Source organism: Bacillus ectoiniformans, assembly GCF_016908875.1.
In the GTDB taxonomy this organism is placed as follows: domain Bacteria; phylum Bacillota; class Bacilli; order Bacillales; family Domibacillaceae; genus Bacillus_BX; species Bacillus_BX ectoiniformans.
This window is the reverse complement of sequence record NZ_JAFBES010000021.1, coordinates 16225-39661: the sequence shown is the minus strand read 5'-3', so window position 1 is coordinate 39661 and position 23437 is coordinate 16225. Positions and strand designations below refer to the sequence as shown.

Genomic DNA, 23437 nt, shown 5'->3' with positions numbered 1-23437 from the left:
GAAGAAACCATTTGTTAGAACAAGAAAAAATGAGCATGACTCCAAAAATTCTCGTCATGTTCATTGACAGATTCTTTTTTCAACAGAGTGAAAAAACCCTTCTCACATGAGAAGGGTTTTTTTGGGGGATGTTTGTCTCCGTATAATGGGAGGGGATAAAGTTAAGCTACTACATATAGAATAATCCAGTGTAAACACTATGTCAATAGTAAATAAACTTTTTAATCAAAATAGGCAGAAAAAAACCTTTAAAGCATCGGCTTTAAAGGTTTTTTCGTGGATTAATGTCCTGCTCCTGGAGTCATCATAAAAGTTGTCCAGTATGTGTACCCTGCGAAGAATACGGTTAAATATGCTCCAAACACATAAATGTACATACGTTCTGTTAATTTCATGTAACTAAGAAGTAAGAAAAATCCTGTTTGGCCTAAGAAGATTAACGCCGTAATATTCATATGGCCAAGATAAAACATTACTGAAAAAATACCAGTCCAAAATGCTAAAACGCGAAACATGCGGTCCATTATGTATCCCTCCTTTGTACGTTCACTCCATCAATACAATATTATAAGGTAAAAATCATAGAAATGTAAATATTTCTTTCACTCAGTTTGTGACGATTAAGTGATAGATGCAATTTTGACAGCCATCCTTCATATTTTCCGTTTGCGTGAAAGTGACTTGATTAAACAGGTGGCTGAATGCGCCTTCAAGAAAGGAAGTATGAATTTTGCAAGAAAGATCGGCATCGGTCTTCATGGATTCTTTAAAGGGACAATTGTAAATCACTAAGCTGATATGCTGCTTGCCGTCCACTTCTTCGATTTTTGGATAATAACCGATCATGGAAGAAATAAATTGCAGATAATCTTCCTTCTCCTGTTGAGATAATGCTGAAAAATCCTTTTTATGGCTGCCTAATTGCTGCTGAACAAATTGACCTCCCATTTTGTAAGCCGCTTCTGTGGCCGCTTCCTTGCCGGCTTCACCAAGTGATGAAAGTGCAGACAAAGCGATGGAAGATAATAGTTGAAAGTCACGATAAGGGAACGAGAGTTGTACAGGCTGTTCAGATGTTTTGTACAATCTTCCGGGGCGTCCGCCTTTTCCGGTCTTATGTAATTGGGACTCAACAATATTTATCTCTTCTAATTTCGATAAATGGAGCCGGGCTACATTGGGGTGGATGTGAAATTCTTCCGCTATTTCTTGTACGGATACTTCTTTTTGCTGCTTTACCATGTGCTGATAAATAGAAAACCGAGTAGGATCGGCTAATGTACTGGTAAGTTTTAATGTATGCTCCATTCCAAACACCTCTATGCAGGTTTATGTATCTATTATAAACAACAAAATAGAGTTAGAAAATGGATTAATGGGTTTTATTTTTATTTGTATAAAAAATGTTCACACTTTTTCAACAAAACACTGTACAAAAGTTATACAAATGATGTACAATCAAATTATTCAAATATATACAACTTTAATTCTTCATTACTTTACTTTTTCTATCACATTAAAAGGCTAAAAGGAGGAAATATGAATATGTCTGCTATTACGTTTTACACATATCCAAGCTGTACGTCTTGCCGAAAAACGAAAAAATGGTTAAATTCACACACGGTTGACTATGCGGAAAGACATTTATTCCGTCATACGCCTACTTATGATGAACTGATCCACCTTTTATCTTTAACAAATGATGGGTTGGATGAACTGTTGGCTACAAGAAGCCAAACCTATAAAGATTTAGATATAAATGTAGATGAACTGCCGCTGTCAGAAGTGGTTAAGCTTCTTGTGAAAGAGCCTAAATTGCTGCGTCGGCCAATATTGACGGACGGCAAAAAGATTGTCGTAGGGTTTAATCCAGAAGGGCTTCGCAGTTTAACCAATAAAAAACAGATCGTGCAGCTGTCAAGCTGAAAAGGAAAGGGACTGAGGTTCCTTTCCTCTTTTTTACTGACTGGGCTAGAAGGATTCGAACCTTCGCATGACGGAATCAAAATCCGCTGCCTTACCGCTTGGCTATAGCCCAATGAACTTCTTGACTATTACTATCTCCGAAACTGCAAATGTTATACAAATTTTTTAAAAAAATTTATGAAATGAAAAGGAAAAGAGAAATATATGTCGAATTTAGCTATCAGCATAAGAAAAGGTGGTGCTTAACTCATTGAGATTGAAAAAGTAGTCGATCAGTTACTGCAAGATGCGTTGTCTCTTCATTCGACGGATATTCATTTTGTTCCCCGCAAGCACGGTTATGCCGTCTGTTTCAGGTCGCTGGGTGACCTCCATCCCCAAACAGAATTTTCTCTAAAAGAAGGAGAGCGGCTGATTTCCCATTTTAAGTTTATGGCCTCTATGGACATCGGAGAAAAAAGGAGACCCCAAAGTGGTTCGTTTGAATTAAATTTTTCCGGCTACCCCATGTCACTCCGCATTTCTACCTTGCCTACCGCTCTCTTTAAAGAAAGCCTCGTGATTCGAATGCTGCCTCAGCAAACCGTTCCCGACCTTCACCAGCTCTCTCTATTTCCAAACTCAGCAAAAAAACTTCTAGCTTTACTTTCCCATTCTCATGGATTGATCATTTTTACCGGTCCGACGGGCAGCGGCAAAACGACCACGCTGTATTCACTTATTCAGCATAGTGCCGACCGGTTAGGGAGGAATGTGATTACCTTAGAAGATCCTGTTGAAAAACAAAATGATTCCTGGCTTCAGGTGCAAGTAAATGAAAAGGCGGGAGTTACGTATTCAGCTGGATTAAAAGCGATATTGCGCCATGATCCTGACGTGATTATGGTGGGGGAAATTCGCGATGAGGAAACTGCTGCCATCGCTCTCCGCGCGTCGCTCACCGGACATTTGGTATTGACAACGCTGCATACAAAGGATGCGAAAGGAGCGGTTTTCCGCTTGTTGGAGTTTGGCCTAAAGTGGCATGAAATTGAACAGACATTAGTAGCTGTCTCTGCCCAGCGTCTTGTGAGCATTATATGTCCTATATGCAGAGAAACGGATTGTTCATTGACGCACCACGCCGCTTCTAAATCAAAACAGGCAACAGTCTATGAAATACTGAGCGGGAAAGATCTCCAGGCTGTCCTGAAAGAAGCAAAAGGCGAGGGCAGCAACTATCAGTATCCTTTGCTGAAAGATTTACTGAGAAAGGGGATTGCTCTTGGGTATCTCTCTCAAAAAGAATATGATCGCTGGGTATTTGAAGAAGAGAAGGGAAGGGAAGTATCAAGGTGAGTTTGTCTATAGGCTTGGAGAAATGCTTGAGCAAGGGTTCACACTTGGAAATGCGCTTGAATTCTTGCTGATGAATTTTAAGCAAAATGACGAGGCCGTCATTGAAAGCATACAGTCAGAGCTCAGTTCTGGGACACCGCTTAATGAAGTTCTTCTGAAGCTGGATTTTCCCTCCATGATCTGTTTGCAAGTGTATTTTGCGGAAATGCATGGTCGGGTTCCTGAGACGCTGAAGTATGCCGGAGCCCAGTGGAAAAAGACAGAAGAATTGAAAGAAAAGCTTTCTAAGCTGCTGCAGTACCCGATGTTTCTGCTTTTAATTCTGTTCACCCTCTTATTTTTGCTCCATACCTTTTTAATGCCGAGATTTGAAGCCTTATATACGGCATTAGACTTTTCTCCCCAAGGCGCAACAGCATGGCTCCTCTCATTTCTCCAGATCGCACCGCTAATCAGTATCGCATCCGCAGTTATCCTCATCACATCGAGCACGGTCTTTGCTTTGCACTTCAAGCGTCAAAACCCTCAGCAAAAAATCACACTTCTGATGAAAATTCCTATTCTGTCTTCTCTTTTTTCTTTGTATTTCACCAACCTTTTCTCTAAAGAAGTCTCTCATTTATTAAAAAGCGGATTTGCTGTAAATGAAGTATTTCTGATTTTGCAGCAGCAAACGATGCACCCGATGCTGAAGCATGTCGCCTATATGATGAATAATCAATTACTGTTAGGGCATTCGGTTGCTGAGGCAGTGACAGTTATTGATTGTTTTGAAAGTCAGCTGGCACAGCTGGTGAAGCATGGAGATGCAAGCGGCCGTTTAGCTGAAGAGTTATTTATTTTCAGCCAGTTTTGTGAAACGTTAATAGAGGAGAAAGTCAAAACTTTGTTATCCATTTTGCAGCCGGCGATCTTTCTGTTTGTCGGAGTGGTGGTCATCGCTATCTATTTATCAGTCATGCTTCCGATGTTTCAAATGGTCGGGTCAATATAGGGAGGAAACTATGAAAAATGAACGCGGTTTTACATTAATAGAAATGATGATCGTTCTTTTGGTCATTTCAGTTCTGCTGTTTATCGCCATACCGAATGTGGCCAAGCAAAGTAAGAATATTAACAGCAAAGGGTGTACGGCTTTTAAACACATGGTGCAGGGGCAGGTTCAAGCGTATCGAATTGATCAAAAAGCATTTCCTGCATCCATTAGTGATATGGTCGATAAAGGCTATTTGAGAAGCGATGAAACCGCTTGTCCGAGCGGAGAGTCCATCACCATAGGCGCAGATGGAGAAGTTACTGTAGGTGCCCATGGAGGGTGATTTAATGAATGAGAAAGGCGTTTCTCTGCTAGAGGTATTACTCGTGTTATCGGTAATCATTGTTTTACTCATGGTTACAGTTTTGCCATTTCCCAAAATGTTTGCTGATATAGAAAAAAAGCAATTTGTGAATCAGCTGCAAACAGATTTATTCTATGCCCAATCGTATTCGATCTCTAATCAAGTGAGGGTAAACATCAAATTTTTTCCGGGAAGTCAAGGGTATCAAATCAAGACCATTGCTTCACCTTCGCATGTCTTAGTAATTAGAACTTTCCCCGATATGATTCGTTATGTGAATGGAACGATCAGTGAAATACTCTATCTGCCGAATGGAAATACGAACCGATTCGGCAGCGCCCATTTTAAATGTCAAGATCAGCTCGTTCAGCTCGTGTTTCAAATTGGCAAAGGGAGGTTCTATGTCAAAGATGAATGAAGAAGGTTTTACTTTAGCAGACAGCCTTCTATCGCTGGCAGCGATCATGGCGATGACAGTTTTTATCCTGCCGCTGCTGGCCGCAATGACGGTTCAGTCGCACGCTGCCTGGAACAAAGAGAAAGGAATGAGAATGCTGTATGAGGAATCGGAACAGCAGATCTATAGCAGGGAAGATTTTTATTCCGAGAAAGTTATTAATGGCCAGTGGGCGGATATTTCCTGGGAAACAAAGCAGGAGAAAGCAGAGGTATGTCTGCATATGGAAAAGGTGCATTGGTGTGCTAAAGAACAATAGGGGCTTCACCTTGCTTGAAGCTTTGCTCGTATTGTTAATCTTTCTCAGTGTCGCAGCCTTATTCCCAATGTTATTCCGGGAGATTGATCAAGTAAATCAGCAGCTTCAGCCTGAAAGAAAGGCGGAATGGGAGTTGTTTGTCGTGCAGTTACGAAGGGAGCTTGGCTTTAGTACAGACTGGTCAGCCACAGAGGGAAAACTGACCTTCTCGCACGAAACAGAGAATGTAATGATCGAAAAATATCAGCAGCATCTGAGAAGGCGTGTGAATGGGACCGGCCACGAATTAATTTTGTTAAATATTCAATCGGTCCGATTTTTCTGGGAAGGGAAGGTGTTAATTATGCAGGCAGAATTTATGAATGGAGAAAAAGAAGAAGCTTCATTTCTTCCTATGTGAAACGAGTAATGAATAAATTAAACAATGAAAAAGGCGTTCTCTTTCCATATGTCCTGCTTTTGTTTGCCGGTATCTGTATCCTTGCTGTTTTTAGCACAGAGATTTATGTAACGAAACAAAAAACAGCAGCCAATTTATCAGCTTATTATGAAGTGCGCCTTCTTGAACTTATGGCGATCCGGAACCTTTTGCCTGAACTTGATGCTAGGGGGGCTTCTACAGGCGTATACACGACCGATCAAGGAACGGTGGCTTATGACATTATTCCGATGGCTGAACCGGAATTATTGGAAGTTCGATTGGTCATTTCAAATCAAGGGTCGAGATTTACTTCCCAAATCCTTTATAATAAAACAGAGAAGAAGATCATTAAGCGAACAGACTAATTAGTTGGAGGCAAAGTATGCAAACAATCTTTCTAACTGGATTCATGGGAGCAGGGAAAACGACCATTGGCCAATTGCTGGCCGATAAGCTTAATTGCCCTGTCATGGATACCGATGCATTAATCGAAAAGCAGGAAGGTAAAGCCATAACAACGATCTTTAGCGAACATGGAGAAGCCTATTTTCGGAATCTGGAAACGAATATGCTTCATTCATTCGGTGAAGAGGCAGGGGTTGTGACGACCGGAGGCGGGATCGTTATAAAAGAAAATAACCGGCAGTTAATGAAAGAAAGAGGAACGGTCATATACCTTAATAGTGAGTTTTCAGAGATTTGGAATCGGCTAATCGATGACGAATCGCGACCGCTTATCCAGCATAAAAATAAAGAGCGTACACAGAGCTTGTTTAACCAAAGGCTGCCGTTTTATAAGGACTCAGCTGATGTGATGATAGAGACCAGCGGCAAAACAGCAGAGCAGACAGCTGAAGAGATCATTGAACGTTTAAATCTAAAAAAATGTGGAAAAGCTAACACCGTAAATTAGAAGGCGGTGGTTAGATGTCATCAAATGATTACGTTCGTTATTTTACGCAAACCGTTTTGTCTTATTACAATGAACCAAAAGACAAAAGAAAAGAAAAACGCCGGCAAAAAAAACAGCAGCGCCCCACCTTTTTAACAAGATGGTTTGGGGTCTTTCCGCAAGCATTATCCTTGCTGTTTAAGAAGAAGTGAAAGAGGCTGTCCATGCGTGTGAGGAGTACACGTTGGACGGCCTCTTTATCTGTTGTCAGGATGTAAATAAAAGATTCCGCCATTAATGATATCGACCATGATTTTAGGTTCATATTGTTTTTGCAGCGCCGCTTTTTCAATATGGTAGGCCTCGGGTTTTTCTTCCTCTTCCGAATAAAAGTAATCAAGAAGAGACGCATCCTCAGACCATCTGTTTCTAGCATCCTCAGACCACGAATGATCTTCACGTTCGATTTGCGAAGCCAAATAGCGCTCTAGACGCATGACACCGCTCTTAGGTTTGATGAGCGGAGTGATGGTAAACGTCATATCAGGGATCTTCGGAGTAAAGTGTATATGCTTTTTGCTTTCTAAAAAGTTTTCAATGATCGTTCCGCTTATTAAGTTAAGCCCCAGGGAATGCAGGACATCTTTTTTGCGGTCAGCCTGATAGGACACCTTAAAATTAACAGCAAGCCACGGGTGCAGCGGGAGCTGTTTCGTTAACGGGCCTGGTTTTTGTTCGTATAAACGAACGTAGTTAGCATGTTTTTTCGCAGACTGAAAAATTTGCTGCAGCCGCGGTGAGCCGAAGTGAACGAGTTCCCCTTTTACATCCGGAGAAACCATGTCTTGATCGGTAATAAGAGTCAGTGACATGGGCACCCCTTTTTGGCCGGTCTTTTCTGCATAATGCCAATAAAATGGGCGATTCATTAATTCTTTATCAATTTCTGGCGTCAATTGGATGGTCATGGAACCGGCTGTTTGGTCTGTAATCTGGCAATTAACAGCTGAAAAATATTTTTCAAGATATTGATGAACTTCGTTGGTCAGCAATTGTATTCTCTCCTTTCTTCCATTCGTTTGCGAGTTCGATTGCCGCTTCTAAATTTTGCATTTTAATCGACAATTCGCCTTCTGTTTTGGAATGCTGGAAGATATCAATAAAATGCTCTTCAAGATTAGGGATCTCCATTTTTACCAAGATATCATCCAGTTCACCGACGGCTTGTTCAAACAGGCTGATTTTCTCATGAAGAAGCTGAAGAATGCGGTCTTCAATCGTATCCTTAATACTGAAATTATAAATGTGCACATCCTTTGTCTGGCCAAAGCGGTGAATCCTTCCAATTCTCTGTTCAAGTCTCATCGGGTTCCACGGAAGATCAAAGTTGATCAAATGATGGCAAAATTGAAGGTTCAACCCTTCACCGCCTGCTTCTGTCGCGACTAAAACTTGGGCATGATTCTCAAAAAGCTGTTTCATCCAGTCCTTTTTTCCGCGTTTGAAGCCTCCGCGAAATGGGACAGAGCTAATGCCATGCTGCTTAAAAAACCATTGCAGATACATCTGAGTCGCCCGGTATTCCGTAAAGATGATCACTTTATCATCAATTTTCTTTATCAATTCAAGAGCTTTAAGAGCTTTAGAGTTTTGTTCACTCCGCCCGATACAATCCATGATGGTTTGATAGCAAGCAGGCAGCTCCCGGTTAGATTCCGCTATTTTTTGCGCCATCTTTTTTAGCGTGAAATAGACCGCTTCTTTGCTGCTGCAAGCCTCCCGCTGCAGTGTAAGCATTGAGAATGAGCTGCTGGCATCTGTTTGTTCAGCTTTTAAAAGGTCAATGGCTTGATAGAGAGCTTGTTCCTGTTCGCTGAATTCAATCTGAATCGTTTCTACTTTTCTAGAGGACCACTCGACACCTGTATCCTGCCTGCGGTTTCGGATCATCACTTTATTCATCAATTGCATTAAATGCTCATGGTTTTGCACTTGGCGGTCACCTTTTTTAAAATGCTCGATAAAGTGGCTCTCGCTGCCTAAATGACCTGGTTTTAAAAGAGAGACGAGGTGAAACATTTCGTCCAGGCGATTTTGAATCGGTGTCGCAGTAAGCAATAGGCAAAACTTCTTTTTTAAATGGCGGACAAATTCATAGTTTTTGGTTTTGTGATTTTTCAATTTATGAGCTTCATCAATAATCACCATGTCATAGTTCTGCTCATAAATAATATCCCGATGAGGGTTTCTTTTAGCCATTTCGATGGATGCGATGACAATGTCACATTGTTCCCAGGCATAACTTTTCTTTTGGGCGATGGCAGGAATATAGAATTTGGTATTTAATTCAGATGCCCATTGAGAGACAAGAGATGCCGGTGCTAAAATCAGCACTTTTTTTACTAAGCCTCGAATCAGGTACTCTTTTAAAATCAATCCGGCTTCAATTGTTTTCCCGAGACCTACTTCATCAGCTAAAATGGCTTTTCCGTTCATATCCTCAATGACTCTTCTTGCCGCTTCCTGCTGGTGAGGCAGCGGAGTGAGCTGAGGGAGAAAGGAAGGGGCTAACAAACCCTCGAAATTTGTCACCATCATTCGTGTTTCCATGTGTAACGTTAATTCGAAGAGCGGCCAGTTCCCCCAGGGTCCGTCCTGCTGAAACTTTTCTTCAAGTTCCTCTGCCCATGCATGATTAAACTCTATATCAACGTTCATTAGAAAAAACTCCTTTATAAAAAATATTGCCGAAAGCATTGGTCTAATGGTAGGATGAAAGAGAAGCAATATTGTGTCATTTCGAAAAACACGAACATTTATCTTTTTTTAAAAGGTTATGTTCATAGTATGCCCAAATTTCAACTAAATATAGGCGAATGAAGGCTAGGGGAGAGACTGCGTATTTTTGCAGCGCCGAAGGAGCAAACAATTTGTGAATCTCTCAGGCAAAAGAACTCTGGCTGGACGCAACTCTGGAGAGCGTTTCATTTAAGAAACCACCAAAGAAGACACCCTGCTAAAGGTAAACTTTCAGGTAAAAGGACAGAGAACAACTTTTTATAAGCTGTTCTCTGTCCTTTTTTATATGAAACACCTGATAGAAAGATGGAAAACCAGAAATATACATATTCAAGGAGGAAAGCGGATGGGAGAATTAAAGCGCACACCATTATTTGATTCATATAAAGAATATGGAGCGAAAACGATCGATTTTGGCGGTTGGGAGCTTCCGGTTCAGTTCTCAGGGATCAAAGCCGAACACGAAGCCGTTCGGACGAAAGCGGGTTTGTTTGATGTTTCGCATATGGGAGAAATCACAGTAAAGGGTCCAGATTCCCTTTCTTTCTTGCAAAAAGCAATGACGAATGACCTTTCTCGTCTAGCGCCAAATGGGGCCGTTTATACAGCTATGTGTTATGAAAATGGCGGCACAGTAGATGATTTGCTTGTTTATATGCTGAATGAAGAAGACTATCTTTTAGTGGTGAACGCAGCGAATATTGATAAAGACTTTGCGTGGCTGAAAGAACAGGCTGGAGGAGATGTCACGATTGAGAACGTGTCAGAGCAATGGGCGCAGCTTGCCCTGCAAGGCCCTTTAGCTGAAAGGATTCTCCAGTCTTTAGTGAAAGATACTGATTTAAAAGAAATAAAGTTTTTTAAATTCAAGCAAGATGTGGAGATCAACGGAGTGAAAGCGTTAGTTTCAAGAACCGGCTATACAGGAGAAGACGGGTTTGAAATCTATAGCCAAAGTGAAAATGCGCCAACGCTTTGGAAGGGAATTTTAGAAGCTGGGAAAGAAGATGGCGTCATTCCGTGCGGCTTAGGCGCTCGGGATACATTAAGATTTGAAGCCACTCTAGCTTTATACGGCCAAGAACTGTCCGCTGATATTTCGCCCATTGAAGCAGGCCTAGGGTTTGCCGTTAAAACAAACAAAGACAGCTTTATTGGAAAAGACGTACTGAAAGCGCAGAAGGAGAATGGCCCAGACCGCAAACTTGTCGGCATAGAAATGATTGATCGCGGGATTCCACGCCACGGATATTCCGTCTATTCAGGCGATCAAGAAATTGGTTTCGTTACAACTGGCACGCAATCGCCTACTTTAAAGAAAAACATTGGCCTGGCACTTGTACGATCAGAAAACAGCTCGCTCGGCGAGGAAGTCCAAGTGGAAATCCGCGGCAAAAAGTTAACAGCAAAAATCATTAACACGCCGTTTTACAAGCGTTCAAAATAAAGAGGGATGAGAGGGGAAGAAGCATGAAGCATCGATACTTGCCGATGACAGAATCGGATCAAAAAGAAATGCTCACAACAATCGGGGTCACAGCGATAGATGAATTGTTTGAGGATATTCCAGAAAAAGTTCGTTTTAATGGTCTTTATCAAATTAAAGAAGCGAAGTCAGAGCCGGCACTGAAGAAAGAGTTGAGTGCACTTGCTGCTAAAAACGCGAATGCGAAGCAATATGCTTCCTTTTTAGGAGCTGGTGTTTATGATCATTATGCTCCTTCCATCGTTGATCATGTCATCTCAAGATCTGAGTTCTATACGGCCTACACGCCGTACCAGCCAGAAATTTCTCAAGGGGAACTGCAGGCGATTTTTGAGTTCCAGACGATGATTTGTGAATTGACAGGAATGGATGTTGCCAATTCATCCATGTATGATGGCGGAACAGCTTTAGCCGAAGCGGCGATGCTTTCTGCAGGTCAAACCAAAAGAAAAAAAGTGATTGTTTCTGAAACGGTCCATCCGGAATCACGCGATGTGCTTTTGACCTATGCTAAAGGGCAAAATATTGAAGTAGTCGTGGTTCCGCATAAAAATGGGGTAACAGATCTCAACAAGCTAAATGAATTAGCCGATGAAGACACAGCCGCGGTCATTGTTCAGTACCCGAACTTCTTCGGTGCTGTTGAGTCTCTATCTGATATTGAAAAGACGGCGCATGCCCAAAAAGCTATGTTTGTTGTTTCATCTAATCCGCTTGCACTAGGTGCGCTGACACCACCGGGGAAATTTGGAGCGGATATTGTCATTGGCGACGCACAGCCATTCGGTATTCCTGCGGCATTTGGCGGCCCGCATTGCGGTTACTTTGCTGTGACGAAGAAATTGATGCGTAAAGTGCCTGGACGCTTAGTCGGCCAAACGCTTGATGAAGAAGGACGCCGCGGATTTGTTTTGACGCTCCAAGCCCGCGAGCAGCATATCAGACGTGATAAAGCGACGTCTAACATTTGTTCCAATCAGGCGTTAAATGCTCTGGCTGCAAGTGTCGCAATGACAGCGCTTGGAAAAAGAGGGATCAAAGAAATTGCCGTGCAGAACCTTCAAAAAGCTCATTTTGCTAAACAGGTGTTAAAGCAAAACGGCGTAGAGGTTGTGTTTGATGGCCCGGGCTTTAATGAGTTTGTTATTCGATTAAAACAACCCGTGGAAGAAATAAATAAACAGCTGTTTGAAAAAGGGATTATTGGCGGATACGATTTAGGGCTTGTTTACAAAGAGCTGGATCACTGTATGCTTGTAGCAGTCACAGAGCTTCGCACAAAAGAAGAGATTGAACTGCTTGCTAAAGAATTGGGGGATCGTCATGAATAAGAATGATCAGTCGCTAATTTTTGAAATGTCTCAGCCGGGGCGGATCGGCTACAGTCTCCCTGAGCTAGATATTCCGGAAGTAGAGTTGTCAGAATTACTGCCGAATGAATTTTTGAGAGAAGAAGAACCGGAACTTCCAGAGGTATCTGAACTTGATATTATGCGTCATTATACAGCCTTGTCCAAACGCAACCACGGGGTCGATTCAGGCTTTTATCCGCTAGGTTCTTGTACAATGAAATATAATCCTAAAATCAATGAAGATGTAGCAAGGTTTGATGGCTTTGCTCATATCCATCCGCTGCAGCAGGAAGAGACGGTTCAGGGAGCGCTAGCATTACTTTACGATCTCCAAGAGCATTTAGTCGAGATTACTGGAATGGATGAAGTGACACTGCAGCCGGCAGCGGGTGCTCATGGTGAGTGGACGGGATTAATGATGATCCGGGCTTTCCACGAAGCGAATGGCGATTTCCACCGGACGAAGGTGATTGTGCCTGATTCCGCCCATGGAACAAATCCTGCTTCAGCTACTGTTGCAGGCTTCGAAACAGTGACGGTAAAATCCGGGGCTGACGGCCTAGTAGATTTAGAAGATTTAAAACGGGTAGTGGATGAGAACACAGCAGCACTCATGCTGACGAACCCAAATACACTTGGTCTTTTTGAGGAGAATATTTTAGAAATGGCCGAGATCATTCATGGAGTGGGCGGAAAACTTTATTATGACGGAGCGAATTTAAATGCGGTATTGTCAAAAGCGCGTCCTGGTGACATGGGCTTTGATGTCGTTCATTTAAACCTTCATAAAACATTTACCGGTCCTCATGGCGGAGGCGGGCCAGGTTCAGGTCCTGTTGGAGTAAAATCGGATTTGATTCCTTACCTTCCAAAGCCGGTGCTTGTGAAAAAAGGGGAAGGCTATGGCTTTGATTATAATCGTCCGAAATCCATCGGCCGAGTAAAACCATTCTATGGAAACTTCGGAATCAATGTACGCGCTTATACGTACATCCGCACAATGGGTCCAGACGGTTTAAAAGCAGTGACAGAATATGCGGTATTAAACGCCAACTATATGATGCGCCGATTAGCGCCATTCTACGATCTGCCGTTTGACCGTCATTGTAAACACGAGTTTGTGTTAAGCGGAAAGCGCCAGAAAAAGCTTGGTGTGCGTACGCTCGATATTGCGAAGCGCCTGTTAGACTTTGGCTATCACCCGCCAACGATCTACTTCCCGCTGAATGTGGAAGAATGCATCATGATCGAACCTACTGAAACGGAATCAAAGGAAACGCTGGATTCGTTTATTGATGCGATGATTCAAATTGCCAAAGAAGCAGAAGAGAATCCAGAAATTGTTCAGGAAGCCCCTCATACGACGGTTGTCGGACGGCTCGACGAAACGCTGGCTGCTAGAAAACCAGTTTTGCGTTATGAAAAAGAACTTCAAAATGTATAAAATAAAAATGCAGCCCTCATTCATTGAGGGGCTGCATTTTTATTTGGATTTTACTTTTCCTGTCCATTTTTTAAATCCGCCTTCGAGATGGTAAATGTCTCGGTACCCTTTTTTATAAAGAGTTTGGGCAGCTCGTCCGCTTCTCATGCCGCTTTGGCAATACAGATAAACAGGCTTATCTTGTCGGATTTCTTTTGAACGGTTCTTCAGCTGTGTAAGCGGGATGTTGCGGGCACCTAAAATATGTCCGCCTTCAAATTCGTTTGGTTCACGAACATCGATTAATTGTGCTTTACGGTAGCCTTTAATGAATTCTTCTTGAGAAAGCGGCTTTACGGCTTTCTTTTGAGAAAAATACACATAGATGGAATAAAGAATGATGGCGCCTAAGATGAACGCAATTGTGTACAACAATGTATAAATCCCTCCTCGTTTCAATGCACTATTATCTATTATAGCGGTGGTTTTATGAAGAATCAAAATAAATTAAAGAGAAAAAGAAATTCTTCTGTGCGAATAATTTTCACTTGCTTTTTTCTAAATGCAGCCAAGTCATTGGGGAGAAAAAAACATTTAAGATGATTGTTATTTTGAGAGGATTATTGCTTTGTTTTTTCGCGGCCATTTGTTAGACTGTATGAGGTAAATTATTTATAAAGAAGGCGTTCATATGGCGAAAGAAGTGTGGAAGTTTATTGATTCCGGCAAGTGTTCTCCGGCCTATAATATGGCAATGGATGAAGCGTTGCTGGAATGGCATAGCAAGGGATTAATCCCTCCGGTCATCCGATTTTACGGATGGGAGCCGGCTGCTTTATCGATCGGCTATTTTCAAAAAGCAGAAAAAGAAATTGATTTTGAAGCAGTGAAGCATCACAAATTGGGCTTTGTGCGCCGTCCGACTGGAGGCAGAGGCGTGCTGCACGAGCATGAGCTTACATATAGTGTGATCGTTTCAGAGGATCATCCGGAAATGCCAGCGAGCGTCACTGAGGCGTACCGAGTGATTTCTGAAGGGATTCTCAAAGGTTTTCATCACTTAGGACTCGAAGCCTACTTTGCTATACCAAGAACGGAAGAAGAGAAAAGCAGTTTGAAAAATCCGAGGTCGTCTGTCTGCTTCGATGCACCAAGCTGGTATGAACTGGTTGTAGAAGGGCGTAAAGTGGCAGGAAGCGCACAAACGAGGCAAAAGGGAGTCATCTTACAGCACGGTTCCATTCTGCTCGATTTGGATGAAGATAAATTATTCAGCTTGTTTAAGTATTCCAATGAACGAGTGAAAGAACGGATGCAAAAAGCATTTAAAAGTAAAGCGGTAGCGATGAATGAGATCAGCCCTGTTCCTATCACCCTTGATATGGCGAGAACTGCCTTTAAAAAAGGGTTTGAAGACGGTCTGAATATTGAACTTGAACCGCTCAGCCTCTCAGATGAACAGAATGCGTATGTTGAAAAACTGATGAGAGAACGCTATGAAACGGATGAATGGAACTATAAGCGGTAATTGAGCAAAAGCGAACATAGGTTTCTACTCATCCGCAACCTCGAAAAATCATCTATTTTCCCGGAAATTGGTTGTTTTTCTGAAGAAATCTTCCGTTTTCCCATTCTTTCACCTGTTTTTCAATTTGACAAAAAAGCGAGATTAACTCAATATATAGTGAGGGTAAAGAAAGAAAAAACACAATATATTGTGTTTTTTTCGTTTTTATATGATAATATGTGGGTATATGAAACTGCAAACAACAAAAGTGAAGTTAATGAAAAGGAGTTGTCAAAATGTCTGTTGCGTCCGAAAAGAATATGTCTATCAATTTCGACAGGCTGAACAAAGATATTAGCGTATTTCCTCAGGTGTTCCCTGTTACGCCCGATATGAAGCTTACACATAAGGGTGTATCTCGACTTGTGATGATTGACCGCTATTCATTTAAAGATACAGAAAAGATCACTTTAACGAAGGGTGATTTTGTCGTTTTAACGATTAAAGAAGATCCAAAGTTTCCAGCTAGAGGCGTCGGTTATATTGTGGACATCGACTGGCAGGAGAAAAAGGCATCTGTCTTAATTGAGGAAGAATACAGAAGTGCGATTGACGACTCCAAAGAGCAGGAAACAGGCATTGTCGTACGGTCTCTAGATGTAATTGAAAAGCCGCTTGAAGTATTTTATGAGCAAATTGCTATGAGAAATGCTAGAGGCTTGTCTTCTGTTGAAAAAACGGAAGAAAAGCAAAAGGAATGGTTTGAGAAATTCTATCAGGAACTTGTTAATCTAAACTTCATTCCTGCCGGCCGAGTACTTTACGGTGCAGGGGCAGAGACAGATGTCACTTACTTTAATTGTTACGTAATGCCATTTGTCCAAGATTCCCGTGAAGGCATTTCCGAACACAGAAAACAAGTAATGGAAATTATGAGCCGCGGCGGCGGAGTCGGCACGAACGGATCGACATTGCGTCCTCGCAACACGCTGGCTAAAGGAGTAAATGGCAAGTCCTCTGGTTCGGTTTCCTGGCTGGATGACATTGCGAAGCTGACTCATTTAGTAGAGCAGGGCGGATCAAGACGTGGAGCACAAATGATTATGCTCTCCGATTGGCACCCGGATATTATTGAATTTATTATTTCTAAAATGCAAAATCCGCGCATTTTGCGCTTTTTGATTGAAAATACAAACGACCCGCAAATCAAGAAAGCGGCACAGGACAAGCTGAACTTCAAACCGCTGAGTGAAAGCGAAAAGGATATGTATCAAGGTGTCATTAACTATAAACACATTCCTGGTTATGGCGGGTTCTCTGCTGAAATTATTGAGGATGCGGAACAAAAGCTGCAAACGGGCGGCACGTATTCTGTGCACCACCCTGAATTCTTAACAGGCGCAAACATTTCCGTCTGTCTGACGAAAGACTTTATGGATGCGGTAGAGAAGGATGCAGATTATGACCTTCGTTTCCCCGCCGTTGAAACGTATACGCCAGAGGAAATGAAGCATTACAATGAAAACTGGCATAAAGTCGGCGATGTAAGAGAGTGGGAAAAACAAGGCTATAAAGTTCGCACGTACCGTACCATTAAAGCGCGTGAACTGTGGAACTTAATTAACATTTGTTCTACATATTCCGCGGAACCTGGTATTTTCTTTATTGATAACGCCAACGACATGACGAACGCGAAAGCATACGGCCAGCAAGTAGTAGCGACAAACCCATGCGGCGAGCAGCCATTGGCTCCGTTCTCTGTATGTAACTTAGCGGCTGTCAACTTGGCGGAGATGGCGGATAAAGAAACGAAAACGGTTGATTTTGATAAGCTGAAACGCACCGTAGAAGTGGGTGTACGCATGCAGGACAACGTCATTGATGCAACGCCTTACTTCTTAGAAGAGAATAAAAAGCAAGCATTAGGTGAACGCCGTGTCGGTCTTGGTGTGATGGGACTTGCGGATCTATTAATCTACTGCGAGAAAGAGTACGGATCAGAAGAAGGCAATAAGCTTGTCGATCAGGTATTCGAAACAATCGCTGTGACAGCGTATAAAGAATCCGTTGAACTGGCGAAAGAAAAAGGCGGCTTCCCGTTCCTAGAAGGGGAAACGACTGATGAAACAAACCGCTTAAGACAAGCCTTCATTGATACAGGCTACATGAAGAAAATGCCTGAAGATGTGAGAGAGTCGATTCTAGAAAACGGAATCCGCAACTCGCACTTACTGACGGTTGCCCCGACAGGTTCTACAGGAACGATGGTTGGAGTATCAACAGGTCTTGAGCCATACTTCTCGTTCACGTATTACCGAAGCGGCCGTCTTGGCAAATTTATTGAAGTAAAAGCGGATATTGTGAAAGATTATTTAGAGCGTCATCCTGAAGCAGACAGCGAGACTCTTCCTGAGTGGTTTGTGACAGCGATGAGTCTTTCTCCAGAAGCGCATGCAGATGTGCAGTGTGTTATCCAGCGCTGGATTGACAGTTCAATTTCTAAAACAGTTAATGCACCTAAAGGCTATAGCGTAGAACAGGTGGAAAGCGTCTATGAGCGTTTGTACAAAGGCGGAGCGAAAGGCGGAACCGTGTATGTGGATGGAAGCCGCGACTCCCAAGTGTTAACGCTGAAAGCGGAAGAAAATGATCTTTCAAGCTATGAACCTGAACGAAAGAAAGAACATGAACATCATGTCGTTCTTGTAGACACAATTCAAGACGTCCGTTCAACCAATGTAAAGATCGGCAGCGAAGTCGGCAACACATGTCCCGTTTGCCGCAAAGGAACCGTGGAAGAACTAGGCGGATGCAATACATGCACGAACTGCGGCGCGCAGTTAAAATGCGGCCTGTAAATAATTGAAGCAGCGAAAAAAGAGATGCCAACTCCTCATGGAACTGGCATCTTTTTTTGATTCTAGGACGAGTTTTCTCCGCTTATATATTAAGGACAGTGTCCTTAGGTAAGGGGAGAAGACGATGAACATTGATGGTGTATTTTCTGGAGGGGGCATTAAAGGGTTAGCGCTGGTTGGGGCGTATGAAGCGATTGAACAGCGGAATTTATCTTTTGTCAGGATTGCCGGAACAAGCGCCGGAGCTTTAATCGCTGCGCTGGTCGCAGCCGGCTATACAAGCAAAGAGCTCAAGGAAATCGTTATGAGGACAGAGATAAGCAGCTTGCTGGATTCGATGCCGTTTGACTTTCCATTATTCAAGTGGCTAAGAGTGTATCATAAATTAGGGATGTATAAAGGACTCAAGCTTGAACAGTGGATCGAGAACCTGCTGCTCGAAAAAGGCATACGAACATTTGGCGATTTGCCCGCGGGTAAATTAAAGATCGTGACTTCCGACATCTCCAAAGCAAGAATTTTGACAATCCCTGATGACTTGCCTTATTACGAAATAAATCCAGAGGCTTTTTCTGTCGCCAGGGCGGTTCGAATGAGCTGTACACTGCCTTATTTTTTTCAGCCGGTAAAATTGAAATCTCCACATGGCCTTTCATTAATTGTGGACGGGGGAATTCTAAGTAACTTTCCCATTTGGCTATTTGATGAAGAAGCGAAAAAGAAGCGGCCGATCCTAGGAGTGAAATTAAGTCCGCAGGCCCCAACCATCCCTAAACATTGTGTGAAGACAGCGACAGATTTATTTGGAGCGCTGATCCAAACGATGAAGGATGCTCACGATGCGCGGTATATTTCAAAAAGACATGCAAAAAATATTATATTTATGCCGGTTACAGGTACGAGTACGACAGATTTCAATATAAATGACGAAAAAAAACACGCCCTGATCAATATGGGACGTGAGTACGCGGAAGCATTTTTAAAACGGTGGTCGTATTAAGGATGTCAGGATAATTTCTTTCCCTTTTTTCCTTCAATCACCTTTAAATGTTTGGGTGTTTTTTTTCGGGTTTGTTTCTTTTTGGAAAAGACAGATGCAGGTTTTTTGGAGACAGATTGCTGAGTGTTGTATCGTTTTTTTGATTGCTTTGCCGCTTTAGCAAAAGCACGGTCTTCTGGGCTTGCGCCGATTCTCTTTCTCATAACAAGCCTGAAAATGAAAAAGAGAACGGCTGCACCAATGACCATGAATGCAATCTGCTTAAACAAAGCTCCCGGTGAATTTAGTAACATTGACACAAGGCCAATGACGGCGAGTCCAATAAATGTAAAGGCAATGACTGAGCGCGTGTTCAAAAAAAGCCACCTCCTAATCAGCATAAATATAGCTATTACTTACATATTAGACAATTTCCTCGGTGTTTAATCCTTTTTCCGCGTTTTTTTCTAACTTTAAGAGCTTTTCAAACGAAGCAATCGCCACTTCCACTTGATCGTTAGAAGGCTCTTTCGTTGTCAGCAGCTGAAGCCACAATCCAGGATACCCAAGAAATTTCAGGACGGGCACGTGACGGAATTTATTAGTCAGTTGCAGCACTTCAAAAGAAATGCCTAGCACAACTGGAATTAATGCCACACGGTTAAGCACTCGAACATAGAGCGGTTCAGTAGGGACGAGCATATAGACAAACACCCCAACTACAACAGTAAACAAAATAAAACTGGAACCGCAGCGGTAATGGAGACGAGACTCTGCTTGCACATGTTCGACTGTTAGTGACCGGCCATTTTCATATGCATTAATTACTTTATGCTCAGCGCCATGATATTGAAACACCCTTTTGATCAAAGGAGTTAAAGCAATGAGATAAATGTACGTTAGTAACAGAATGAGCTTGAAAACGCCCTCCATTAAGATTTGAGCAAAATCACTTGAAAACACTGGACGAGTCAGTTCTGCCAAAAAGACAGGCACAAGTGTAAAAATAAATTTGCCAAATAAAAAGGACAAAATCCCCACTGCCGCTACTCCAAGAACTAATGTAAGTTTAGACGGCTCGCTGGCTTCTTCTGCTTCCCCTTCCTCATTTGGGTCCAGATCATATCTTTCTTGAGAAAAGTTTAAATGTTTGGAACCATTAGCGGCGGCGTCAAGAATCGCGACAATGCCCCGCAGAAATGGAATCTTTTTAATGGTTTGAAGTGCGGGTTTCGGCTGCCGCGGAAGATGAAAATATTCGATTGATTCGTCTTTTCGGCGAACGGCTGTAACGGTATGGTGCTTGCCGCCGAACATCACGCCTTCAACTACTGCTTGTCCGCCATATACAGGCTTTTGATCACTCATGAGATCCCCTCTTTCATAATGCTCTAATCTTTCACATGATTGCTGTTTTCGAAGAGGAAATAGCAATTATCTGTGAGAAAAAAGCCTTCGCTTTTCAATCAAAAGAAAGCTAATTCTTTAGATATACATATTTTAGCTTTTATTAAGAGAAAATAAAAGCTGAATAGCTCAGTGAGTAAACTTTATGACAAGCAGGCGGAGGTATAGCGGATGGACGAGAAACAAAGTAAAAATAATTCTAAAGATTCTGATTTTTCAACGAAGAGTGTGGCCATGATTGGATTATATGGAGGGCTGTTTTTTGCAGGGTTTGCTGAGTTCGCTTGGTTCTTTCATTTTATCGAGCTTAACCCTAATCAAATTTTAAAGCCGCTCCAGCAGCCAATGCTTGAAAAAGGCTGGTTGAGAATAGTGGCTGCCCTAGCTGCATACGCAATTATTTCCCTAGGGATAGCTTTATTATACTATGCTTTGTTCAGAAAAAGGAAGTCTATGTGGGCAGGAATTTTATTTGGTTTTGTCTTATGGATTCTGCTGTTTTTGGCCTTTAATCCCCTTTTGCCGAGGCTGCCTCATTGGAGGAAGATGGAAACCGACACACTTGTAACGACTCTGTCCTTGTTTATTTTGTATGGACTGTTTATCGGTTATTCCATTTCCTATGCTTATGAACTAGCTCGGGAAAACACAAAAAAACAGCAAAAGCGGGCGTTAAGCAAGTAAGCCGCTCTTTAATATGTTAGAATGTTCGTGTAACTAAATGATTGGCAGGGGAGAAAGATGAAAAAAATATTAGTGCTAAATGGCCCTAACTTAAACAGGCTTGGCAAGAGGGAACCGGAAATTTACGGGGCGGACACACTCGAGGATTTAGAGCAGCGTCTCATGGAGTTAGGGAAGCAGCAAGGGGCAGAAGTGCTTGTTTTTCAATCTAATCATGAGGGCGCTCTCATCGATCGAATTCACCAGGCGGCTGATGAGGAAGTGTGCGGCATTATCTTTAATCCAGGCGCATTTACTCACTATAGCTATGCCATTCGGGATGCCGTAGCTTCCATTTCCGTTCCGGTAGTTGAAGTTCATATCAGCAATATTCATGCGCGCGAAGAATTTCGACACCAGTCAGTCATAGCTCCTGTAGCTGTCGGTCAAATATGCGGCCTTGGACTGCTCGGCTATGAGCTCGCGATGAAATCATTTTTATAGATTAGAGGGGGAGAGAAACTTTGAGTTCACTTGATAAACTTCGTATAGAAATGAAAGAAAAAAACATTGATGGACTTTTAATCATGAGTCCATATAACCGCAGATACATAACAAACTTCACAGGATCATCTGGAGCGGTTTTGATCTCAGCTGACCAGGCTTTATTCATCACTGATTTCAGATATGTTGAACAAGCGGAAAAACAAGCCGGCGGATTTAAAGTGATTAAACACACAGCCTCGATCTACGAAGAAATAGCTAAACAATCAGAAGATTTAGGAATTAAGCAGCTGGGGTTTGAAAAGGATCATATGACCTTTGCATCGTATGAAATGCTAAAGGCGCAGGTAAAAGGAGAACTGGTGCCTGTCAGCGGATTAATTGAAAAATTGCGCTTGATTAAGAGTGAATCAGAGATTAAGATATTAAAGGTGGCTGCTGATATTGCTGATGCGGCATTTAAGCATATTTTAGATTATATCAAGCCAGGTTTGACGGAACTTGAAGTATCAAATGAACTAGAGTTCTTTATGAGAAAGTGCGGCGCCACCTCTTCATCTTTTGATATCATTGTCGCTTCAGGCAAACGTTCTGCGCTGCCTCATGGGGTAGCCAGTGAGAAAGTCATCGAAAAAGGCGATATGATCACACTTGATTACGGCGCCTATTATAATGGGTATGTGTCTGATATTACCCGTACGGTGGCGGTTGGGGAACCGGCAAGTCAAATGAAAGAGGTCTACCAAGTGGTATTGGATGCGCAAATGAAAGCCATGGATCAAATTGGCCCAGGCATGGACGGCAAACAAGCAGACGCCATTGCCCGCGACTTGATCAAAGAAAAAGGATACGGTGATTATTTCGGTCACTCTACAGGTCATGGTATTGGACTTGAGGTGCATGAAGGACCCATGCTTTCTTTCCGTTCTGGCACGGTTTTAGAACCGGGGATGCTTGTTACAGTTGAACCAGGTATTTATTTGCCGGGAGTTGGCGGCGTGCGTATAGAAGATGATATAATGATAACGGAAAATGGGAACGAAACACTCACGCATTCTACTAAAGACTTAATCATTCTATAAGGGATACAGGAGGAAGTAATTAATGATTTCAGTAAATGACTTTCGTACAGGATTAACAATTGAAGTGGATAACGGCATTTGGCGCGTTATGGACTTCCAGCACGTCAAACCAGGTAAAGGAGCGGCTTTCGTACGTTCGAAGCTTCGCAACCTTCGTACTGGCGCGATTCAAGAAAAAACATTCCGTGCCGGTGAAAAAGTTGGAAAAGCTCAAATTGACAACCGCAGAATGCAATATTTGTATGCAAACGGCGATCTTCATGTGTTCATGGACAATGAGTCTTATGAGCAAATTGAATTGCCTACTGCTCAAATTGAATATGAGTTGAAGTTCTTGAAAGAAAACATGGAAGTATCTATTATGATGTACCAAAGCGAAACATTAGGTGTGGAGCTTCCGAACACAGTAGAATTAAAAGTAACAGAAACTGAGCCTGGCATTAAAGGCGACACTGCTTCTGGCGGCACGAAACCTGCGACTGTGGAAACAGGCTTAACGGTAAACGTTCCTTTCTTCGTTAATGAGGGAGATGTATTAATTATTAATACAACAGACAGTTCTTACGTTTCACGCGCATAATGAAACATAGCTAAAAGCGAGCTCTTTTATGGAGCCGCTTTTTTATTTTTCCTGCAAACAGCAGAGTGTTTTACGAAATGGGCATTCATGTTCCTTGAGAGCGGAAGTATTGTGTTTTGAATGATTTTTTTCTACGATAAAGATATTGGCAGCAAGGAAAGGAG

General features: G+C 42.3%; 27 protein-coding genes, 1 tRNA gene and 2 riboswitches. Of the genes, 20 read left to right on the top strand and 8 right to left on the bottom strand.

The genetic code is table 11. The features are described from left to right. Positions 1-281 precede the first annotated feature (281 nt). Together JOC78_RS16890 and JOC78_RS16885 are read right to left on the bottom strand one after the other, a co-directional pair. Positions 282-524 carry a DUF2626 domain-containing protein gene (locus tag JOC78_RS16890; RefSeq protein WP_204558418.1) on the bottom strand — a complete coding sequence of 81 codons (243 nt, stop codon included), beginning with the start codon at positions 522-524 and terminating at the stop codon, positions 282-284. Positions 525-606: 82 nt separating this feature from the next. Then, the gene (locus JOC78_RS16885; RefSeq protein ID WP_204558416.1) at positions 607-1308 is read right to left on the bottom strand and encodes a helix-turn-helix transcriptional regulator; all 702 of its coding nucleotides are present in this window, start codon (positions 1306-1308) and stop codon (positions 607-609) included. A gap of 237 nt (positions 1309-1545) precedes the next feature. Between JOC78_RS16885 and JOC78_RS16880 the strand changes: the two genes are divergently transcribed. After that, positions 1546-1926 (top strand): Spx/MgsR family RNA polymerase-binding regulatory protein, encoded by a 381-nt coding sequence (locus JOC78_RS16880; RefSeq protein ID WP_204558415.1) that lies wholly within the window; start codon positions 1546-1548, stop codon positions 1924-1926. Between the two features lie 40 nt (positions 1927-1966). On the opposite strand, the gene JOC78_RS16875 is transcribed toward JOC78_RS16880, so the two are convergent. After that, positions 1967-2038, bottom strand: a tRNA-Gln gene (locus tag JOC78_RS16875). A 137-nt stretch (positions 2039-2175) separates the two neighbouring features. Between JOC78_RS16875 and comGA the strand changes: the two genes are divergently transcribed. From comGA to JOC78_RS16830, 9 genes are read left to right on the top strand one after another with little or no spacing between them, the layout of a single operon-like run. Next, positions 2176-3264: a competence type IV pilus ATPase ComGA gene (gene comGA / locus JOC78_RS16870; protein WP_204558421.1), complete on the top strand. Its 1089-nt coding sequence runs from the start codon at positions 2176-2178 to the stop codon at positions 3262-3264. Continuing rightward, positions 3191-4258, top strand: coding sequence for a competence type IV pilus assembly protein ComGB (gene comGB, locus JOC78_RS16865; protein ID WP_204558414.1), 1068 nt, complete (start codon positions 3191-3193; stop codon positions 4256-4258). Before comGA ends, comGB begins: the two co-directional genes overlap by 74 nt. 10 nt (positions 4259-4268) lie before the next feature. Then, entirely contained in the window at positions 4269-4583 is a 315-nt protein-coding gene (comGC, locus tag JOC78_RS16860; RefSeq protein WP_204558413.1) for a competence type IV pilus major pilin ComGC, read from the top strand. A gap of 4 nt (positions 4584-4587) precedes the next feature. Next, the gene (gene comGD, locus JOC78_RS16855) at positions 4588-5022 is read left to right on the top strand and encodes a competence type IV pilus minor pilin ComGD (protein ID WP_204558412.1); all 435 of its coding nucleotides are present in this window, start codon (positions 4588-4590) and stop codon (positions 5020-5022) included. Further along, the gene (locus JOC78_RS16850) at positions 5006-5320 is read left to right on the top strand and encodes a hypothetical protein (RefSeq protein WP_204558411.1); all 315 of its coding nucleotides are present in this window, start codon (positions 5006-5008) and stop codon (positions 5318-5320) included. The genes comGD and JOC78_RS16850 overlap by 17 nt, the downstream gene beginning before the upstream one ends. Continuing rightward, complete coding sequence (gene comGF / locus JOC78_RS16845) at positions 5304-5720, top strand: competence type IV pilus minor pilin ComGF (RefSeq protein WP_204558410.1); 417 nt, start codon at positions 5304-5306, stop codon at positions 5718-5720. Before JOC78_RS16850 ends, comGF begins: the two co-directional genes overlap by 17 nt. Positions 5721-5728: 8 nt before the next feature. After that, complete coding sequence (locus JOC78_RS16840; protein ID WP_204558408.1) at positions 5729-6106, top strand: competence type IV pilus minor pilin ComGG; 378 nt, start codon at positions 5729-5731, stop codon at positions 6104-6106. 17 nt (positions 6107-6123) lie between these two features. Further along, complete coding sequence (locus JOC78_RS16835) at positions 6124-6654, top strand: shikimate kinase (protein WP_204558406.1); 531 nt, start codon at positions 6124-6126, stop codon at positions 6652-6654. 14 nt (positions 6655-6668) lie between these two features. Next, positions 6669-6845, top strand: a complete 177-nt coding sequence (locus tag JOC78_RS16830; RefSeq protein WP_204558404.1) for a YqzE family protein — start codon at positions 6669-6671, stop codon at positions 6843-6845. Between the two features lie 45 nt (positions 6846-6890). Here JOC78_RS16830 and JOC78_RS16825 read toward each other — a convergent pair whose 3' ends face one another. Both JOC78_RS16825 and JOC78_RS16820 read right to left on the bottom strand, forming a co-directional pair. After that, positions 6891-7685: a YqhG family protein gene (locus tag JOC78_RS16825; RefSeq protein WP_204558402.1), complete on the bottom strand. Its 795-nt coding sequence runs from the start codon at positions 7683-7685 to the stop codon at positions 6891-6893. Then, the gene (locus JOC78_RS16820) at positions 7654-9351 is read right to left on the bottom strand and encodes a DEAD/DEAH box helicase (protein ID WP_204558400.1); all 1698 of its coding nucleotides are present in this window, start codon (positions 9349-9351) and stop codon (positions 7654-7656) included. The genes JOC78_RS16825 and JOC78_RS16820 overlap by 32 nt, the downstream gene beginning before the upstream one ends. Positions 9352-9509: 158 nt before the next feature. Beyond that, positions 9510-9600: riboswitch (glycine riboswitch) on the top strand. A gap of 3 nt (positions 9601-9603) precedes the next feature. Beyond that, positions 9604-9681: riboswitch (glycine riboswitch) on the top strand. Between the two features lie 97 nt (positions 9682-9778). On the opposite strand from JOC78_RS16820, the gene gcvT reads away from it, so the two are divergent. The 3 genes from gcvT to gcvPB are packed head-to-tail and all read left to right on the top strand — an operon-like array spanning position 9779 to position 13714. Then, a complete protein-coding gene (gcvT, locus tag JOC78_RS16815) occupies positions 9779-10879 on the top strand; it encodes a glycine cleavage system aminomethyltransferase GcvT (RefSeq protein ID WP_204558398.1) in 1101 nt (366 codons plus the stop codon). 23 nt (positions 10880-10902) lie between these two features. Continuing rightward, complete coding sequence (gene gcvPA / locus JOC78_RS16810; protein WP_204558396.1) at positions 10903-12249, top strand: aminomethyl-transferring glycine dehydrogenase subunit GcvPA; 1347 nt, start codon at positions 10903-10905, stop codon at positions 12247-12249. After that, positions 12242-13714: an aminomethyl-transferring glycine dehydrogenase subunit GcvPB gene (gene gcvPB / locus JOC78_RS16805; RefSeq protein WP_204558394.1), complete on the top strand. Its 1473-nt coding sequence runs from the start codon at positions 12242-12244 to the stop codon at positions 13712-13714. Before gcvPA ends, gcvPB begins: the two co-directional genes overlap by 8 nt. A 39-nt stretch (positions 13715-13753) precedes the next feature. On the opposite strand, the gene JOC78_RS16800 is transcribed toward gcvPB, so the two are convergent. Continuing rightward, on the bottom strand, positions 13754-14128 hold the full coding sequence (locus JOC78_RS16800) for a rhodanese-like domain-containing protein (RefSeq protein ID WP_204558392.1): 375 nt from the start codon (positions 14126-14128) through the stop codon (positions 13754-13756). 256 nt (positions 14129-14384) lie between these two features. Between JOC78_RS16800 and JOC78_RS16795 the strand changes: the two genes are divergently transcribed. The 3 genes from JOC78_RS16795 (at position 14385) to JOC78_RS16785 (ending at position 19058) form a co-directional block, all read left to right on the top strand. Continuing rightward, positions 14385-15221 (top strand): lipoate--protein ligase family protein, encoded by an 837-nt coding sequence (locus JOC78_RS16795; RefSeq protein ID WP_204558389.1) that lies wholly within the window; start codon positions 14385-14387, stop codon positions 15219-15221. A gap of 275 nt (positions 15222-15496) precedes the next feature. Next, positions 15497-18058 carry a vitamin B12-dependent ribonucleotide reductase gene (locus JOC78_RS16790; RefSeq protein ID WP_204558387.1) on the top strand — a complete coding sequence of 854 codons (2562 nt, stop codon included), beginning with the start codon at positions 15497-15499 and terminating at the stop codon, positions 18056-18058. Positions 18059-18182: 124 nt separating this feature from the next. After that, a complete protein-coding gene (locus JOC78_RS16785) occupies positions 18183-19058 on the top strand; it encodes a patatin-like phospholipase family protein (protein ID WP_204558385.1) in 876 nt (291 codons plus the stop codon). Positions 19059-19063: 5 nt separating this feature from the next. Here the strand turns inward: JOC78_RS16785 and JOC78_RS16780 are convergent, their stop codons facing one another. Together JOC78_RS16780 and JOC78_RS16775 are read right to left on the bottom strand one after the other, a co-directional pair. Then, complete coding sequence (locus JOC78_RS16780; RefSeq protein WP_239587249.1) at positions 19064-19414, bottom strand: SA1362 family protein; 351 nt, start codon at positions 19412-19414, stop codon at positions 19064-19066. 46 nt (positions 19415-19460) lie between these two features. Further along, on the bottom strand, positions 19461-20405 hold the full coding sequence (locus JOC78_RS16775; RefSeq protein ID WP_204558381.1) for a DUF1385 domain-containing protein: 945 nt from the start codon (positions 20403-20405) through the stop codon (positions 19461-19463). A gap of 210 nt (positions 20406-20615) precedes the next feature. On the opposite strand from JOC78_RS16775, the gene JOC78_RS16770 reads away from it, so the two are divergent. From JOC78_RS16770 to efp, 4 genes are read left to right on the top strand one after another with little or no spacing between them, the layout of a single operon-like run. Further along, positions 20616-21128: a YqhR family membrane protein gene (locus tag JOC78_RS16770; protein WP_204558379.1), complete on the top strand. Its 513-nt coding sequence runs from the start codon at positions 20616-20618 to the stop codon at positions 21126-21128. A 57-nt stretch (positions 21129-21185) separates the two neighbouring features. Next, positions 21186-21611: a type II 3-dehydroquinate dehydratase gene (aroQ, locus tag JOC78_RS16765; RefSeq protein WP_204558378.1), complete on the top strand. Its 426-nt coding sequence runs from the start codon at positions 21186-21188 to the stop codon at positions 21609-21611. Between the two features lie 20 nt (positions 21612-21631). After that, complete coding sequence (locus JOC78_RS16760) at positions 21632-22693, top strand: M24 family metallopeptidase (protein WP_204558376.1); 1062 nt, start codon at positions 21632-21634, stop codon at positions 22691-22693. Positions 22694-22715: 22 nt separating this feature from the next. After that, the gene (gene efp / locus JOC78_RS16755; protein WP_204558375.1) at positions 22716-23273 is read left to right on the top strand and encodes an elongation factor P; all 558 of its coding nucleotides are present in this window, start codon (positions 22716-22718) and stop codon (positions 23271-23273) included. Positions 23274-23437 lie beyond the last annotated feature (164 nt).

Excerpts from the sequence above, each read along its gene's own strand:
- JOC78_RS16890 (WP_204558418.1), bottom strand. The coding sequence starts at position 524 with ATGGACCGCATGTTTCGCGTTTTAGCATTTTGGACTGGTATTTTTTCA.
- JOC78_RS16885 (WP_204558416.1), bottom strand. The coding sequence starts at position 1,308 with ATGGAGCATACATTAAAACTTACCAGTACATTAGCCGATCCTACTCGG.
- JOC78_RS16880 (WP_204558415.1), top strand. The coding sequence starts at position 1,546 with ATGTCTGCTATTACGTTTTACACATATCCAAGCTGTACGTCTTGCCGA.
- comGC (WP_204558413.1), top strand. The coding sequence starts at position 4,269 with ATGAAAAATGAACGCGGTTTTACATTAATAGAAATGATGATCGTTCTT.
- comGD (WP_204558412.1), top strand. The coding sequence starts at position 4,588 with ATGAATGAGAAAGGCGTTTCTCTGCTAGAGGTATTACTCGTGTTATCG.
- JOC78_RS16850 (WP_204558411.1), top strand. The coding sequence starts at position 5,006 with ATGTCAAAGATGAATGAAGAAGGTTTTACTTTAGCAGACAGCCTTCTA.
- JOC78_RS16840 (WP_204558408.1), top strand. The coding sequence starts at position 5,729 with ATGAATAAATTAAACAATGAAAAAGGCGTTCTCTTTCCATATGTCCTG.
- JOC78_RS16835 (WP_204558406.1), top strand. The coding sequence starts at position 6,124 with ATGCAAACAATCTTTCTAACTGGATTCATGGGAGCAGGGAAAACGACC.
- JOC78_RS16830 (WP_204558404.1), top strand. The coding sequence starts at position 6,669 with ATGTCATCAAATGATTACGTTCGTTATTTTACGCAAACCGTTTTGTCT.
- JOC78_RS16820 (WP_204558400.1), bottom strand. The coding sequence starts at position 9,351 with ATGAACGTTGATATAGAGTTTAATCATGCATGGGCAGAGGAACTTGAA.
- gcvT (WP_204558398.1), top strand. The coding sequence starts at position 9,779 with ATGGGAGAATTAAAGCGCACACCATTATTTGATTCATATAAAGAATAT.
- gcvPA (WP_204558396.1), top strand. The coding sequence starts at position 10,903 with ATGAAGCATCGATACTTGCCGATGACAGAATCGGATCAAAAAGAAATG.
- gcvPB (WP_204558394.1), top strand. The coding sequence starts at position 12,242 with ATGAATAAGAATGATCAGTCGCTAATTTTTGAAATGTCTCAGCCGGGG.
- JOC78_RS16795 (WP_204558389.1), top strand. The coding sequence starts at position 14,385 with ATGGCGAAAGAAGTGTGGAAGTTTATTGATTCCGGCAAGTGTTCTCCG.
- JOC78_RS16790 (WP_204558387.1), top strand. The coding sequence starts at position 15,497 with ATGTCTGTTGCGTCCGAAAAGAATATGTCTATCAATTTCGACAGGCTG.
- JOC78_RS16785 (WP_204558385.1), top strand. The coding sequence starts at position 18,183 with ATGAACATTGATGGTGTATTTTCTGGAGGGGGCATTAAAGGGTTAGCG.
- JOC78_RS16775 (WP_204558381.1), bottom strand. The coding sequence starts at position 20,405 with ATGAGTGATCAAAAGCCTGTATATGGCGGACAAGCAGTAGTTGAAGGC.
- JOC78_RS16770 (WP_204558379.1), top strand. The coding sequence starts at position 20,616 with ATGGACGAGAAACAAAGTAAAAATAATTCTAAAGATTCTGATTTTTCA.
- aroQ (WP_204558378.1), top strand. The coding sequence starts at position 21,186 with ATGAAAAAAATATTAGTGCTAAATGGCCCTAACTTAAACAGGCTTGGC.
- efp (WP_204558375.1), top strand. The coding sequence starts at position 22,716 with ATGATTTCAGTAAATGACTTTCGTACAGGATTAACAATTGAAGTGGAT.